This window comes from Mucilaginibacter sp. P1_A3 (assembly GCF_056406855.1).
Genome location: NZ_JBFTZJ010000001.1, coordinates 1,033,788 through 1,050,421, shown reverse-complemented (window position 1 = coordinate 1,050,421; position 16,634 = coordinate 1,033,788). Strand labels below are relative to the sequence as shown.

At 42.1% G+C, this 16,634-nt stretch carries 10 protein-coding genes; 2 read left to right on the top strand and 8 right to left on the bottom strand.

What is annotated here, in order from left to right:
- Positions 1-50: 50 nt before the first annotated feature.
- On the top strand, positions 51-1,058 hold the full coding sequence (locus AC1D0K_RS04215) for a zinc-dependent alcohol dehydrogenase family protein (protein ID WP_477396521.1): 1,008 nt from the start codon (positions 51-53) through the stop codon (positions 1,056-1,058).
- 96 nt (positions 1,059-1,154) lie between these two features.
- Entirely contained in the window at positions 1,155-1,535 is a 381-nt protein-coding gene (locus AC1D0K_RS04210) for a hypothetical protein (RefSeq protein WP_477396523.1), read from the top strand.
- Positions 1,536-1,730: 195 nt separating this feature from the next.
- On the opposite strand, the gene AC1D0K_RS04205 is transcribed toward AC1D0K_RS04210, so the two are convergent.
- From AC1D0K_RS04205 to AC1D0K_RS04170, 8 genes are all read right to left on the bottom strand, one after another.
- The gene (locus tag AC1D0K_RS04205) at positions 1,731-2,594 is read right to left on the bottom strand and encodes a universal stress protein (protein WP_477396525.1); all 864 of its coding nucleotides are present in this window, start codon (positions 2,592-2,594) and stop codon (positions 1,731-1,733) included.
- Positions 2,595-3,152: 558 nt separating this feature from the next.
- Entirely contained in the window at positions 3,153-4,016 is an 864-nt protein-coding gene (locus AC1D0K_RS04200; RefSeq protein WP_477396527.1) for a universal stress protein, read from the bottom strand.
- A 178-nt stretch (positions 4,017-4,194) separates the two neighbouring features.
- Positions 4,195-4,569, bottom strand: coding sequence for a response regulator (locus AC1D0K_RS04195; RefSeq protein WP_477442567.1), 375 nt, complete (start codon positions 4,567-4,569; stop codon positions 4,195-4,197).
- A 382-nt stretch (positions 4,570-4,951) separates the two neighbouring features.
- A complete protein-coding gene (locus AC1D0K_RS04190) occupies positions 4,952-8,338 on the bottom strand; it encodes a GH92 family glycosyl hydrolase (RefSeq protein ID WP_477463000.1) in 3,387 nt (1,128 codons plus the stop codon).
- A 253-nt stretch (positions 8,339-8,591) separates the two neighbouring features.
- Positions 8,592-9,719 carry an acyltransferase family protein gene (locus AC1D0K_RS04185; RefSeq protein ID WP_477396534.1) on the bottom strand — a complete coding sequence of 376 codons (1,128 nt, stop codon included), beginning with the start codon at positions 9,717-9,719 and terminating at the stop codon, positions 8,592-8,594.
- A gap of 10 nt (positions 9,720-9,729) precedes the next feature.
- Positions 9,730-12,684 carry a beta-galactosidase gene (locus AC1D0K_RS04180; protein ID WP_477396536.1) on the bottom strand — a complete coding sequence of 985 codons (2,955 nt, stop codon included), beginning with the start codon at positions 12,682-12,684 and terminating at the stop codon, positions 9,730-9,732.
- Between the two features lie 163 nt (positions 12,685-12,847).
- On the bottom strand, positions 12,848-15,049 hold the full coding sequence (locus AC1D0K_RS04175) for an alpha-N-acetylglucosaminidase (protein ID WP_477396539.1): 2,202 nt from the start codon (positions 15,047-15,049) through the stop codon (positions 12,848-12,850).
- Between the two features lie 109 nt (positions 15,050-15,158).
- On the bottom strand, positions 15,159-16,634 hold the full coding sequence (locus AC1D0K_RS04170) for a RagB/SusD family nutrient uptake outer membrane protein (RefSeq protein WP_477396541.1): 1,476 nt from the start codon (positions 16,632-16,634) through the stop codon (positions 15,159-15,161).

The window sequence follows — 16,634 nt, the reverse complement described above, 5'->3', positions numbered from 1 at the left end:
AGCTTTAAGCGGTTAATTGTATTTTAATTAAGCGTATAAATTTATTCAATTTGGAAATACCTACCTTAATGGAGGCCATGGTTTTTGAGAAGGCCGGGCAGCCACTTGTACTCAGGCAGCTACCGGTTCCGCAGCCGGCTAATGACCAGGTATTGCTTAAGGTTATTGCCTGTGGCATATGCCGTACCGATCTTCATATTCTGGATGGGGAGCTTAGTCAGCCCAAATTGCCCCTGATTCCTGGCCATGAAATTATCGGTCGGATTGTTAAAGTGGGAGATGGGGTAACAGCGCTGAAAGTAAACGAGGCGGTGGGTGTTCCATGGCTGGGCTACACCTGTGGCCATTGCAAGTTTTGTAAGCAGGGAAAAGAAAACCTGTGCGATAATCCTTTATTCACAGGCTATACAATTGATGGTGGGTATGCCGAATACACTGTAGCGGACGCCCGTTTTTGTTTTCGGTTGGATGGGGCGTATGCTAAATACTCATCGGCACCTTTACTTTGTGCCGGGCTTATTGGTTTCAGATCGTACCAAATGATAGATCCCGCCGCAATTAACCTGGGCATTTACGGCTTCGGCGCGGCGGCGCATATCCTTATTCAAATTGCGATTGCACAGGGGAAAAAAGTATTCGCCTTTACCCGCGATGGTGATGAACAAGCCCAGCGCTTTGCTAAAAGCCTGGGAGCCGGGTGGGCTGGTAACAGCTCAGAAGTGCCGCCAGAGCGATTGGATGCCGCTATCATTTTTGCACCTGTAGGCGAACTGGTGCCAATGGCGTTAAAAAATATAGATAAAGCAGGGCAGGTAATTTGCGGCGGCATACATATGAGCGATATTCCCGCCTTTTCATATGATCTTTTATGGGGCGAAAGAATGATTAAATCCGTTGCCAACCTTACCCGGCAGGATGGATTGGATTTCTTTAATATCCTTAAATCGGTATCGGTACATACACAAACGGAGGTATTCCAATTATCAGAGGCAAATGAGGCAATTAACAGGTTAAGAGCAGGTAAAATAAATGGAGCAGCGGTATTGGTGATGAAGTAGAATGGCAGATCGTATTTTCGTCCAAAAAAATAGGATTGCAGCTACTGTTAATCAGTAAGTTATTTTTTATATAACCAAATTCAGGTATCTTGTATTATGAAACAGATCAGTACAAAACATTTAAAATTTGCGCATAATGCGTGGATGAGAGGGCTCGGTTTTTACGAGCTGGAACTAAATTTTTTGCGGGAACGACTGGAAGAAGTCGCCGGCGGCAATACCGGCCGGGAGGTTGGCGAAAATGTTGAACATTTTCAGAATCAGCTGATTATCCACCGTGATTACCTGGATGGGCTAAAACACCGGATCCGTGGAAATCAGGGCGTATTGGAAAATGAAATCAGTGCCTCACCGGAATTTATTGACGATAGGGAACTCGCTGTTTATAATCAGCTTTCTGATGATTATGTAACGGAGGAAAAAATGATCAACGAATTGCGGCATGAGTTTAACCATTTTGCCGCTAAGTGGTTATAATTCGCGGGCGGTAATGCCTTCCGTAAGTACCTGCCTAAATAGGACTGCAGCCAATTAAAGTACAGCCCTGTTTTATGCTATATAATAATTCAAGGGGCATTAATAAGCCGTTCCAACAGTTATCTGCATTATAACACTTCTATTAATTAAGCCTGCGGGTTGATAATTGACGCCCGGGGTGTTTAAGAAAATTTATTAATCTCTCATCATGGAGGGAATAATCATAACCGGTACCTGTTGTCGCTTTAACAGTTCATTTGCGTTTGTGCTTTTAAATATTCGGTTCAAAAGGCTAAACCTGTCGTGTATCAACACAAGCAGGTCGGTTTTGTTTTCTTTGCAAAGGCGGTTAAGACGGTTAATCAATTCTTCGCCAACGATGGTTCGATAAGTGATACCTGGATACCCAAATCGGGCGACCTGGCTAATAAAGGTTGTTTTCCTCTCTATGTTCTGCTCGTTATTATGTTCCCAGAGGGATACATACACAATTTCGAGTTGGAAATGAAAGATGCGGCCCAATTGAACAAGGTAATGCACTGCATCCAGATCGGTGTCGTTAAAATCACAGGCAAAGGTTACTTTTTTAAATTGTCCCAGGTCGGTACCGCCGGGGATAATGATAACGGGGCGGCTGGCTCGATTGAGCACAACACTGGTATCATTGCCAATCAGCAAATGTTCCATCGTACTGCCCGCCCGGGCGCTCATGATAATAAATTCGATATCCTTTTTGTTCTTAAAAAACTCTAACTGATATCTAAGGCTCCCCTCCTCGTACCGGCAATCAATACTGGGGTGATGATGATCTGCAGGGAGCGTTTTAATAAGCTCTTCTAAATCTTCTTTCAGGAAATTTAGTTTTTTATGGCTTTCATTTTCCCATAACATCTCCACAACGGAACATGGTATGCTTCCAAATCCGGCCAGAACAGGCCGGCTGATGAATGTGTTTAACAGTATGATGTTTGAATATAGCTGAGCACAAAACGAAACGGCAACTGTTGCTGCATGATTGGCATTTTCGGTAAAATTGGTTAGCACAAGTATCTTTCTCAAGGTGATTTTTTTAAAGAAATATTATTAATTAATAGCTATATTTCTGGCTGTGAAGTAAATATGTCCAATTAATACCCGTGCGAAGCGATAATCATCATACTAAATAATGGATTTGAACATATTTTTGAGCAGACGGCAGGGGGAAGCGAAAGAAGTATATTTTTTAGAAATGGATTTTAAAAGAGAATTATAAGGCAGGTTTTGGCATTTTTCCCCAAATATTCTAATATTATATGCTACCTAAATTTGTTTATAGTATTTTTATAAATAGAATGTATTTAATTAAAGGTTAAATCCGGCAATTTGTTTTGTTATAATTGAAATTATTATTTTTTATTTGATTGAATAATCATATTCCATGATTTTGGCCATTCGTAAGGAATGCTGGCTGCACCGGTAGCCGCAAATAAAGGAGGCAATTTGCCTATGGCAGAGCCAGTCCCGGTTGTCAACGCCACTTTTGTTTAATCCGATAGGGGTAGGTTTAAATTAATTTCGTAAAGAATAGGATTTTGATTTTCCGAAAAGATTGGCATTTTTTTATTTAACAACATTCATTTAATCTTTCATCACCGAAGGAATAATCATTACGGGCACCTGTTGTTGCTTTAGCAACTCATCAGTGTTAGTGCTTTTAAATATCCTGTTCAAAAGGCTATGCTTGTCGTGCACCAGTACCAACAAATCTGTTTTGCTTTCTTTGCAATGGCGGTTAAGGCGATTAATTAACTCCTTGCCTGCAAGAATTTGATAGGTGACATCCTCATACCCGAACCTGGACACCTGATCGATAAATTTGCGTTTCTTTTCTATGTTGTTGCCATCGTTGTGCCCCCATAGTGATACATGCACAATTTCGAGCTGAAAATGAAAAATACAACCTAATTGGATTAAGTAATGTACTGCATTGATATCGCTATCGTCAAAATCACAGGCAATGGTTACTTTTTTTAATGCTCCCAGGTCTGTATTTTCTGGTATAACGATAACAGGCCGGTTAGTACGGTTTATCACTAAGCTTGTATCGCTGCCAATAAGCAAATGTTCCATCGTGCTGCCTGTACGGGCACCCATTATAATCAATTCTATATCCTTTCTTTCTTTAAAAGAATCTAACAGGAATTTAAGGCTTCCTTCCTCTCGCTGGCAGTCAATAGTGGGGCGGTGCTGGTTTGGGAGTAGTGCTTCAATAAGTAGTTGCAGATCTTCTTTCAAAAAATCCATTTTTTGCTCGCTTTCATCTTCCCATAACATCCGCTCAATGGCATATGGCGAGCCGCCAAACTCGGATAAAACCGGCTGACTAATAAAAGTATTAAACAGAATGATGTTTGAATTTAGTTTAGCGCAAAGCGGAACAGCAGCAGCTGCTGCATGACTGGAATTATCACTAAAATTGGTTAGTACAAGTATCTTTTTCATGACAGGTCTATTAGATTAAAGCGTATACTTTAGGCTATGTAAAGTAGCTGGGGGGACAGAACAAATATGACTATTTCATCATATAGCATAGGTGATAATCATCATACTGTAAATTGATCTAAAGCACATTTTTTAGATCCAAAGAAAGAATGAAGTATATATTAATGCAAAAGGGAGACTATAAAACGGGTGTCAGCATTTTTTCAATTATCTTAAAAAGCTCCTTGTCATCATAGGGTTTGATCAGGTAATGACACATCCCAATAGCGAACGCTTTTTTTACATCAGATTTTTCAGACATGGCTGATGTAAAAATAAAGGGGATGAGCCGGGTGCTTTCATCCTGTAGCAGTGATTCAAAAACCTGGTAACCGGTAATACCCGGCATTATAACATCACTTATAACTAAGTCAGGGAGATTATTCTTAGCGATATTAATTCCATCATAGCCATTGTCAACTACCAATACGTTATAGCCTTCCAATTCAAGAAGTTCCACCGTGCTTTCCCTGATCTCTTTATTGTCTTCAATAAATAAGATTGTTTTAGGCATAGCGTAAACAATAATTAGTTAGAGATTAATACGTAACGTTTTAATTATATACGATATAAATATATAATTAATGCGACTTGAATGTATTTTAATTAAAGGTTAAAATCGGTAATTTGTTTTGTTATAGTTGCAGTTATTGTTTATTATTTGCTTTGGATAACCATATTCCATGATCTTTTCGGTTGATAAGGCTTGCCGCTTGCACTGGTAGCCGCAAATAAATGGGTAGTCTTGCCGTCTTTAAACAACAAAAATGGCCTTTCAAGTTTACTCCTGCGTTTGCTGCCATCATTCCATTTTACATTTCCTGAATAATACAGCCTGTATTATTCAGGAAATGTTCTCTTGGGCTAAAGGCATAGTATATATGATTTGTTCCTGGCTATTTAAAACTACCACGCTCGCTGTTGACAATCGTGCTAATTTCTTCGGGAGTTAAGGGTTCTTTAAATACTTTTACTTTATCCAGGTATCCATGAAATATTCTTTCAGCGGGGAATTCCTCATTCCTGCCCAGTGTCCACTTGTTACCGTTGGATAGGTCGGCATCATTTTCCACTATCGTTTTACCTGCCAATGCACCGTCAATGTATAAGTAAAGTGTTTTGCCGGTGCATACACCTGCTATATGGTGCCAGTTGTTTTTCCAGTTTGCGGACAGGTTAACTGTGCAATCTCCGCGTCCCCAGCCGCCGGCAAAAAAGGTGAGGGTTTTATGGTCAGTTACCTGCAAAACATGGCTATCCCCCTTGGTTATCATATCAACCAGTCCATTTTCATTTCCGGTTGGGTAAATCCATCCCATCATCGTGATTGTTTCACCCATATTATCCAGGCTTGCCGAATTGGGAACTTCAACAAAAATATTTTCCTCAAAGCCTAATTTTGCAGCTTTCTTATCTTCAACAAAATTATTTGTAAGCATAATATGTCCATTATTATGGTATCCCGAATTATCTGTTACCAGCTTATCTGAATTATAGCCAACGGCGGAAAGGTCAAGCAGAAGCGATTCTTTATGATCATAGTATACTTTATAGTCTACGCTTGCATCATCAACCCTGATGTGCTTAAATCCTTTTACAGTGCAGTGCAAAGTATGCGCAATACTTTTTCTTTCGCCTGCTGCAAGTGTTATTGTATCTGTAAAAAGTAAGGAGTCATTTATCATCACCGGGATATTAAAAGTTCGGTTTAAACCATCAATATTTTGGATGATATAAGTAACCTGTTGCACCTGGTTAAGCTTAACCATTGGCTTTGCAGCCAAATCTGTAATTTTAAAGGGATGGGCAGATGGCGTTGCCGGTAATTTAACATTAATCGTTACCGGGGCCATGCCTTGTAATTGAAGTTCGGTTTTACCTTCGGGATAAAACCGGCATACGAGGGAATCATTTTTAACGCCTCCGGAAACCACCATGCAGTTTTTGGAGGCATAAAGTTTTCCATTTACAAACAGTTTAACAATTTTTACGCCGGTGCTGCCACTGTTGGCGATAGAAAAAAGTATGGTAACCGGCTCGTTTGGCTCAACAATACTTTTTGAAACCGTATAATTCAGGATCTTAAAATCCGGGTTTTGTTTCGTTTCTGATAACACGGCCTGATCCTTATTCGTCGGCCACTTGCTTTCCCGGCTACCCATAGCAAATGTCATGGAACCGCCCTTTGTTAATATTGAATGTGGTATTGTTAACTGTTGCCAGGCGTTTCCGTTTACACTTAACGATTGGACGTAGTTGTTATTTAAAGTAGTATTGGCGCTGTTAATGGTGAAGTTTTTGCCGTTTGAAAGGTGCAGCGTTACCGATTGAAATAAAGGTGCGCCTATGGCGTAAAAGGGCCGGCCGGGGCAGGCGGGGTAAATACCCATTGCGTTAAAAATATACCAGCTGGATGTTGAACCAAGATCATCATTGCCGGGTAAACCACCTGGGTTGGCACTGTAACGGTTAAGCATGATCTGCCGTACCCATCTTTGTGTTAATGCAGGTTTGCCAGCCTCGTTAAACAGGTAAGGCAAATGAAATACGGTTTCGTTATCAAAGGGGATTACATTGTTGGTCAGCGCCGAATCAAGCCTGCCGGCAAATTGTTCATTGCCACCGGTAAGGTTGATCAGATCCTTTGCGTTGTGAGGAACAAAGTAGGAGTATACCCATTTGTCGCCCTCTTTATAGCCCGACATACCCGGCTGCAACTTAAACTCATTGTTGTTACGGGGCAATAGCAACAATTCATCATTGTTCAGGAGGTTCCTGTAGTTGTAACTCCGGTTTAATAAAAGCTGGTAGTCTTTATCGTTGTGGATGATATTTTTGGCAAACTGCGATAAGGCCCAATCATCATAAGCGTATTCAACCGTGCGGGTTACCGATTCTGAACGGGTAAATGGAATGTATCCATTTTGCTGATAGATCTCCATATCCGGCTGTATAAATGGCGGCTCAACAATACTCTTTTTCATGGCTGTATAAGCCAGCTGTTTATCAAAAGCGGTAATGCCTTTCAGGTAAGTATCCACAATAATGGGGATAGCATGGTTACCGGTCATTGATTCGGTGGGCAGGTGGCCGGTTTGCTTATAAATATCCAGCATAGATAAAACAACATCTTTTTGTTTATCCGGATAAAGCAGGGTAAGCAGGGGGTGCAGGGAACGAAAGGTATCCCAGGGAGAGAAAGCACCATATTGATCGGCCCCTGTTTTTTGGTGGATTTTACCATCGTAACCTTTATAACGGCCATCCACATCATTAATAACCCATGGTATTAAAAGTGAATGATAAAGTGCGGTATAAAAAACAGTTTTATGTTGCTCATTACTGTCTGTTACATCAATAGCAGCCAGTTTTTTGAGCCATTTATCCCTCGTTTGTTTGCGTACCTGGTTAAATGTTAAAGCTCCAATTTCTTTATCGATATTGTTTTGAGCGCTTGCATAACTAACCGAAGAAGTACTTAATTTAACCTCAATAACTTTATTTTGCTTCACTATTGATGGAAAAGTGAAGATCCAGCCGCCCTGAACCTGCTTTTTTGATGTATAGTTTTCTGAAAAGTTGATGACGGTATTACCGTTTGCAGCATGTAATGTTTTTGAGGAGATTACACTGATCTCGCCGGCATCGGCTATGAATATCTGCGGGATATTATCTGCCGTAAAGGTGAATTTAAAAATACCTGTCCTCGCCGTGGTTGTGGCTTCGGCTATGGTGCGGTCGTCATCAAACATTACTTTATAGTAGCCGGGCGTTGCTTTTTCATTGGCATGCGAAAACTTCCTGCTGTATTTGCCGGCTTCAAATGTGGCACTCTTGCCGACAGGCATAACATAAAACCGGCCTGCAGAGCCTTCGGGAAAACCACTCATGTGCCTAAAACAGCTGAAATAGTAAATGCTGCTATCGTTGTAGTTATATCCTTTTGCAACCCTTGTTTCGGGGCTTAACTGAATATAGCCCGATGGCGCAACCGCTCCCGGATATGTACCGCCTTCGCTTCCCCATTTGGTAAAAACATCGCTTTTTGCGGTACCAATAAATGGGTTTACATAAGGCACGTGATCTGCCTGTTGGGCAGAAACATCATAGTTTAACAAGAGTGTTAAAGTAGCGGTTAAAACAAAAACAGGTTTGAAGAGCCGTTTGGAAATGAATGAACAGATCGTTATTGATAGTGGAAAAGTCTGGTAGACCCCAAAAGGGAAATGACCTTTTGAAAGGTTTGTCATCCTGAACGTAGTGAAGGATCTATTGTCCGCCATGCTTCTTCGCCCTGTAAAGTCTGCGAATAGATCCTTCACTACGTTCAGGATGACATGGCTTTTTTTATACAAGTACATTAATAACATACCCGTCATTGCGAGGAACGAAGCAATCCCCTCCCTACAGAGTAACTTTGCAAATCCACCCTGTACAGTTTGGGATTGCTTCGTGCCTCGCAATGACGGGTGAATAGGTGTTTTACCAGCTTGTAACATTCTCAAAAAATAAGATTTCAACTCTTTCAACCCTCCACTATATTTTAATATAAATTTTTCTTTTATCGAGGATATAAGCCACCAGCCAGCAAAGCATCATATAACAAATGGCAAATACCAGTGTACCCAAAGCCCCGGGGAATAAACGCTGGTAAAATACCTGGTTTACCCAATCGTAAAAGCTTAATTGGGGGCGTACCCATATGGTTTGCAGTACAGTGAGCAATAACTCCGATAGCAAGTAGATGGCCAGTGAGTTACGACCCAGGATAAGGAAGAAATTGGTGCCGCGCTTTATCTTTTCAATCTCGATGATAAATATGAGCAGGCCTAAAATGGCCAGGTCGATACCTACGGTCAGTAAGGTAAAGGTGCTTGTCCATAATTTTTTGGCTATCGGGAAAAACTGGCCCAGGAATAAAGCGGCAACTATCAGTAAGCCGCTGTACAAGAATAGCTTAGCCACTGTTTCATAGTTTTTTCCTTTACGTTGGATAAACGCGCCTGCTAAAAAGCCGCCAATTACATTCACTATGCCCGTTAATGTGCTTAATAAACCTTCGGGATCAAAGGCAATGGGGCCGCCTTTATCGTGGTATAAATGATCATTGCCCAATAATACAATATCTAGCTTTGTGCCGGCATTGCCCAGCATAGTGAACTCTTTACCGGGTTCGCCAAACAGTACTAAAAACGCCCAGTAACCAACTAAAAGTAATACTGATATAATTACGGCCGTTTTTTGAGAGCAATAATGAACTATCAAAGCGCCGAAGAAATAACAAAGGGCAATGCGTTGTAATACCCCCATAATACGGGTATGACTTAATGGGTTAAAGGCCCAGCCATCATTTACACGATGGAAGAACGGGAACCAATACATGAGGTAACCGAGTAAAAATATAATGACTGTTCTTTTAAATATCTTACTTATAAAAGCCGCATCACTCTCAAACCTCTTTTTAGAGAAGCTGAGCGCGTTACCTACAGCAAATAAGAAAGATGGAAAAACAAGATCGGTTGGAGTAAAACCTATCCATGGGGCATGATCGAGCGGTGTCCATACATTGGCGCCCGAACCGGGTGCATTCACAATGATCATGAAGCAGATGGTCATTCCGCGGAAGATATCGAGCGCTGTAAATCTTTCAGTAGTTAAAGCCATTTTTTATTTATTAATTAAGATCAGCACTTATTTGAGTTATTGTACGCCCAGCTTCCGGCTCGGCTATGATTAATGTTTGGGTTGGGCGTTTACCATCTTCATCATAGATCACCAATTGGTTTAAGCCCTTGTTGAGCCAGCATTCTGGGATATATAAACTGGATACCGCTATTTTTTCGGGATAGCGGCCAATGTTGTGCCCGTTAACCCATACCGAGCCATGCCCTAAATCCTTAGGCTCAAACCGCCATATGAAAGTTTGTCCCTTTATGTGCGGAACAGTAAATGAGCTGCGGTAAAAGCAAGGGCTGTTTATCTTATTGCCCGATGTTAACGTTTGCCAACCCTTTACCGCTTGCGGATCACCCGGACCACCCTTTAACTGCCAGCCGGTTACTGCCTGGGCATCACCAATGGCATTTATTTTTACCGGCTGATCTATACCTCCCTCGTTTGAATAATTTTCGATAAACACACTAAGTGTAACAGGCCCTTTTAAAATATTGGCATCTGCAATATTAACTTCAAAAGGCTGGTTCCAGCCTTCATGGCTCAATACCTGCTTACCATTGATAAATACCGTTGCATTTTCATCAACACTTTTAAATAACATGGTTATTTTTGATGTGCCAGCGGGTTGTTGCGGTATAATTGTGGTAAACCACCCGTACCCTTCCTTTAAATTAAAAGCATCAGCTCCTATTTTATATTTTTTATATAGTGTAGTATCAAATGGCGGCGGGCCTTGTTTAGCATCATCACGATGGGCTGCTTTAACAAAATACCAATTGTTTAATTCACTAATGAACGGGCCGCCTTTTTTAATAACGGCGTTGCCAAAAATACCTTTACTATCCACCTCATCAATTGGGCCAAGGTAGGCAGCCAGTTTGTCGCGGCCGTCATGGGCGGTAAAAACGGCAAGGGTATGTTTACCTTTTTTTAAGTTAAGTGAAACTTCGGCATTGCTCAGCTTCCAATTTGCAGCTGGCTCTCCATCAATAAAAGCCTGGCCGCGGCCGTTGCCATTAACCTGTAGCGTGTATTTCCCGGCAGTAGGAATATTCAGCGATGTTTTGTACCATGCATCAGCAGTGATATCGCCATCGGCGCCCATAGGTAAGGGGGCTTTTGAGGATAGCCATTGGCTGGTGTTATAATTTGCAACAGCAAAACCGGAAGCATTTTTAAACTGCCAGTTATTTAATGCAATGGCTTGCGTTTGTTTTGTATTGGGGGATGGAGCCTGGTTTAAAACTATAGCTTTTTTATCTGTATAGATCCATACTTCGTCGGGCTTATCTGCTGATAACGGGCGCTCTATTTCTCCAATAAACTGACCGTTTTTAATGTCTGCTTTACCTAAATAAGCAGTACCAGTAATGATGTAGTTTTTATCTGCCATGTTGGTTATCCAGGTTTTATCGGTCCATTGCCTGTTCATGGCTAAAACACGGATGGTTTGAGTGCCGGCTTTAAAAGTATATTCCAAAGGTTTGTTACTGGCAGGCATCGTTTCATTGATAAGCACATTTTCGCCATCTATTTTTACATCAGAATTTTCCGTTGAGGCTTTGTCTTTTGTGTTAAAATACATGGATACTGGCATACCTGCTTCAGCATCAGTAATAATGGTGGTGGTATTATCCTGCTTTACAATGGCAAAGATCCTGGTTAAGGCCCAATTGAGCGTCACCTGGTCGTTAACCTTGTAATTATGAACCAGGGGATAAATCTCACCCGGTAAAATGGTTACCTTTTTATCGCTTAAAACTTTAGCATCGCTTAAATGCAGTTGTGTGGTAATAGCTTCTTTACCCGAATTATCAAGGAATATAATTCCCCCGGCAGGGCTTTTTCGTGCGGTTACCCTTAATGATGGATCTGTTATTATTTTGCTGTAGGATGCAGAATCATTTACACTGTTTTCCAAAACATCCTGGAAACTGCGGGCAAACCATGCCGCGCGTTTAAAGGTACAATAGATAGGTCGCAGATCACCAGTTTGCCCGATGGCTGCACCATAATCATAGGATGCCGCATCTTCATCATTATTGCTATAGCCAAAGTTCGATCCACCATGAGCCATGTAATAGTTATAGCCATTACCGCCATTGGCGATGATTTTCCAGGTGCGCCTGTCATAAAGCGCTGCATCGCCCGGTTTAGCACCATATTGCGAATACCATACGCTCCAAAATTCCGTGGAGAACCAGGGATTGGGTCTTGCTGCATCATCCAGTTTACCATTACCAGCCGGATCGCTGTCATGATGCAGGCCGCTGAAAAAGTAAGGCACCTGCAAGCCTATACTTAGGGCCTTGGTTTGCAAATGTTTAAAATAGCCATCGGGCATGATGGTACCCCATCCTTTAGGATGCTCGTTCTCCAACTGAACCAATATGACAGAACCACCTTTGTTTACCTGGTTATTAAATATGATGGGTAAAAGGTGATCGAAAAAACGATCAACATATTTTTCAAACGGTGGGTTGTCTTCCCTAACCCGCAATCCTTTTTTAAATTTGAGCCAGATAGGGTAGCCGCCATTATCCCATTCGGCGCAATAGTAGGGGCCTACGCGTACAATGGAATACATGCCCAGATCTTTAACTTCTTTTAAAAATAAATTGAGATCACGGTCGCCGGTAAAATCAAATTTACCTTCCCGGGCTTCGTGAAAATTCCAGATGGTATAGATCTCGATACAATTGAAGCCGGCCCGTTTAATACGCAGCAATCTATCATGCCAAAGCTGGTGCGGGATCCTTGCATATTCTAACCCTGCCGATGCCAAAAAGGTACGCTTGCCATCTATCAAAAAACCTTTACTATCAAAATCAATATAAGGTTTGGCTGCCGCCGATGGAGGAAAAATGTGGTCGTTGTTTGACTGGGCCTTTATGGTTTTGCTATATGCCAGGCAAATGAGAATTGTTACAAATAAGTATGTGCTTTTGATCATGTGTTTTATGATTCAATGTTTTTTGTTATGGTAGCGTAGGGTTCGTTTTGTTTTTCAAATGTAGAGACGATAATTGCGTCTCCAGCGTGCAAATCGACTTTGCAAATTCGGAATGTCCTGCGGGAGACGCAATTATGCGTCTCTACAAAAAAACAGGTATTGGTTAATACGCTGCCTGCTGCACCAAACTATTATACTTTGCAAATAAAGCCTTTGATTTTTCAACGCCATCGCCTTTGGCGGCATCGGGGTATGCATTATCGTGCTTATTAACCCATTGCCATTCCCAGTTTTTTACCTGTGCATCAAATGCTTTGTCATCAAAAGCGGTACCTGTTGCCAATGATTTATTAAGCTGCGAAAAATATAATTCCCAGCGGGGTTTATAATAGCCTTTTATTAAACCTGCCCATTGCCGGTTTGAATACTCGCGCAGGCCGCTTTCCTTATCGCCCCAAAGGGTAACCAGGTCGCGCGCGTTAAACTCGTAAAGGTTCTTTTCTTTTTCGGTAATGCCGTTTGCCCTTGCCTCGTTGATCCATTTGCCCAGTAAAAAATCTTTACGGGTACTTAGCAAGGCATCCATATCATCCATCAACTGTAAAAACGCGGTGCTGTATTGTTTAAATGCTTCCTTATCACCGCTTTTATAGGCAGATGCCATTTTTTGCTGTAATGGCGTTGCATAATTAGCCAATACCTGGCGCGTTACATCAATCAGATCATACTGAAAACCGTCACTTTGTTTTAAGCTATCGGCCGCGTTTACTAAAAGCTCCCATGCTTTTGCCAATTGCTTAGGGTCATAGTTCAGTTTAGTTAACACCCTATCGATAGTTTTTTGCATAGCTGGCCGGGCCACAATGATAGATTCCGGGCCACCTTCGGTAAGGCCACCGCTGTAAACGGTATTCAATAATATATGCCATGCATTATCGGCATGGGTATTTGTTTTTCCATAACGCCTGCGGGCATAATTGCTTACCCATGCATCCGCGTCAATAGGGGTATCGCGCCAAACGTTTTCAAGCATCAGGGCAAATAATGCGGGATTTTGCTCAATCCCTTCTGGTGTTACACCTATACCGGTCATGTTTTTTGATTCGGGATCATGAAGGGCAATGGCAGGATCGGCGGCTATATGACGCATGCGGCCAAACAAACTGATGTTACCACCAAAGTTTTGCAGCATACTCCAGATCCATGGTTTACCGTAATAGGCTTCGGTACGGTTCCAAACCGGGTGGGCATCACTGTACAAATCCAGAACGATCATCTGATCATCCGGTACAGCATTTAGCAATGCTTTGATTTGTTGTGGCTGCCAAAATTTGTTGTTGTAGTGAAACATCCAGCCTTGCATTACCCATACCGCTTTGGGATCGGCAGCGGTCATAGATCTGAAAACTTTTTTACTCATCCCATCCAGGTAGGTAGAATCATTGGTAGGAGGGACGTTTTCGTTAAAAGTATCTGCCGAGTAAAGGTGATCTGTTCCAAACTCTTTGGTTTGTGCCTCAATATATTTTTTGCCGATGGATTCAAATAACTCATCATCAGGATCAAGAACATACACATCGGGGAAGCCGGCATCCCAATTGGTTTTCTTAACTTTTGCCTTTGGGAACCTATCCTTAAAAGAAGGAGGCACGTGCCCGGTAAATGATGACAACACCGGTTTCATCCCGAACAAACGTTCACGTTCCAGTATCTTTTTTTGCAATGCCTTATGGCTATCCATCCAGTGCTGTGGCAGCGGGCCGCCCCAGGCATCAATATTACCCATCCAAAACCAGGAGAAATAGGCTGGTCCGCTAAAAAACGCGTCCAGTTCTTTATCTGTAAAGCCCATGCTTTTATATACATCCTGCCAAACCGCTTCTTCGCCGGTAATGGCCAGCGGCATGTTGATGCCATTGAGAGCCATCCAGTCAATTTCTTTTTGCCAGCGTTCCCAATCCCACCAGGCCATGGTGTAATTAAAGGTGCAATAGTTAAGGTAATAGCGATATTGGTATGGCGTTGATTTATGGATTTTACTGTTAACCGCAGGCAAATTTGCCGGGAGTTTTAAATTGGTACCATTCCAGCCGATATCGCAAAAGCAATACGTTTTAAGGTAATAATTTAAAGCTGCCGCTACCGATAGGCCGTTGCTGCCACGTAAAACTATTTTACCATCGCGGTTATCAAGCTCAAATGCGTCTTTGCCGTTGTCCTGAGCTATGGGTTCAATTAAAAAGGCAGCTGATTTGCCCGGAATAATCCTTTCAATAAAATCATAGGAAGCTTTTTGATCAACCTGTGCGTAGGTATTTAAACTAAATGCGGTAACAATAAATATCAATAAACCTTTTTTCATCATTTAAGCTGGGTCTTTTTGTATAGGGTATTATTTAAATAAAAAAGCCGGTAACCAGCGTAAATTAACTTAATAAATTATTGCTGGCTACCGGCCTTTAATTGATCATTACTTAAAAGTTTGGATTTTGGACTAAAACTCCTTTACTCTTATCAATTTCTACCTGTGGTAATGGGAAATAATAATTTTTAGGTCTTTGGAATGTCACTGTTTTTGACTGGTCAATTGGTGCCTTTGAAACAGGCAGAGCATATATAGCAGCTATATCAACAATTTTAACTTTGTCCCAACGCATCAAATCCTGGTGACGCTCGCCTTCGCCGGCTAACTCAACACGGCGCTCATGGATCAGTTGTGTCATACCTGCGCCAACAACCGGTTTTAACAAAGGTGAAGCCCTGCGACGGATCTGGTTGATCAACGCGTCGCCAGCGCCGGCACCTTGGGTACGGATCAGCGCCTCGGCTACCAACAGATAAATATCGGCCGAACGCAGCAACGGTACTGCAAACGAGTGGTCTACTCCACCACCGGCTGCTGCTGTATTAAATACCGCGTACTTTTTAAATGCAAAGCCTGTTGCCGAAAGATCGGCAGTAAAAGTTGTGAGGCCGTTACCATCGCCCAGGTCAACTTTATCACCTACGCTTAACAATGTTGCTGCTTTGCGGGGATCGTTAGCTTCAAACTCGTTGGCCAATCCTTGTAAAGGCTGGCTAAAACCGTAACCGCCCCATGGCCTTGGGATGTAGTAAACTGTAAAATCGTTTTGAACCACGTTTTGCACCGCCTGGATAGAAAACAACAGCTCGGTGCTGCTTTCATTGGCACGGGTAAAGTTATCCTTGTAATTGGCAGCCAAAGCATAAGCCGGGTTTGATATCAGTTTTTGCCCTGTAGCGATAGCCTGAGGGAGTTTTTCCCAGTACATATACAGTTTGGTTAACAGGCCAAGCGCTGTGCCCTTGCTTACACGGCCATGCTCGGTTGCGGCATAAGTTTCAGGTAAGAGATCAACCGCTTTTAACAGATCAGATTCTATTTGCTTACGCACCTCTTCAATAGGCGACTTGGGTACGTTAAACAATTGCTTTGCATAATCATCCTCGGTAATGATAGGGGCATCGCCATGAATAAGCATCATGCGCCAGTATCCAAAAGCCCTCAAAAAATAGGCCTCGCCCATGCTGCGGTTTTTAATATCAGCAGATATAGCGGTTATTTTAGGGATGTTGATGATACAGTTAGTTGAACGGTTAATTTCCTCGTAACGCCATTTGTATGGGTACCTGATAGCGGCGTTTGAAGCGTCATAGGTTAAATTTTCTATCCCTTCATCCTCGCCGTGGTCGCCAGAACGCCAGTAATCGTCAGATGGGGTATCAAACGTAGCCTCGGCATGGCCAATATAGTCTTCTTCTTCTAAAAGGCTGTAAATACCGTTTACGGCAGTTACAGCGTCGGTTTCGTTACGGAAGTAGTTGTCGGAAGTATAAACGCCCTGCTGTTTTAAATCGAGCGCTTTTTTACAGGCGCTGCCACACAACACCAACCCAATACTTATATATAATGATATTTTCGATTTCAT

Excerpts from the sequence above, each read along its gene's own strand:
- AC1D0K_RS04210 (WP_477396523.1), top strand. The coding sequence starts at position 1,155 with ATGAAACAGATCAGTACAAAACATTTAAAATTTGCGCATAATGCGTGG.
- AC1D0K_RS04200 (WP_477396527.1), bottom strand. The coding sequence starts at position 4,016 with ATGAAAAAGATACTTGTACTAACCAATTTTAGTGATAATTCCAGTCAT.
- AC1D0K_RS04195 (WP_477442567.1), bottom strand. The coding sequence starts at position 4,569 with ATGCCTAAAACAATCTTATTTATTGAAGACAATAAAGAGATCAGGGAA.
- AC1D0K_RS04190 (WP_477463000.1), bottom strand. The coding sequence starts at position 8,338 with ATGGCGGACAATAGATCCTTCACTACGTTCAGGATGACAAACCTTTCA.
- AC1D0K_RS04185 (WP_477396534.1), bottom strand. The coding sequence starts at position 9,719 with ATGGCTTTAACTACTGAAAGATTTACAGCGCTCGATATCTTCCGCGGA.
- AC1D0K_RS04180 (WP_477396536.1), bottom strand. The coding sequence starts at position 12,684 with ATGATCAAAAGCACATACTTATTTGTAACAATTCTCATTTGCCTGGCA.
- AC1D0K_RS04175 (WP_477396539.1), bottom strand. The coding sequence starts at position 15,049 with ATGATGAAAAAAGGTTTATTGATATTTATTGTTACCGCATTTAGTTTA.
- AC1D0K_RS04170 (WP_477396541.1), bottom strand. The coding sequence starts at position 16,634 with ATGAAATCGAAAATATCATTATATATAAGTATTGGGTTGGTGTTGTGT.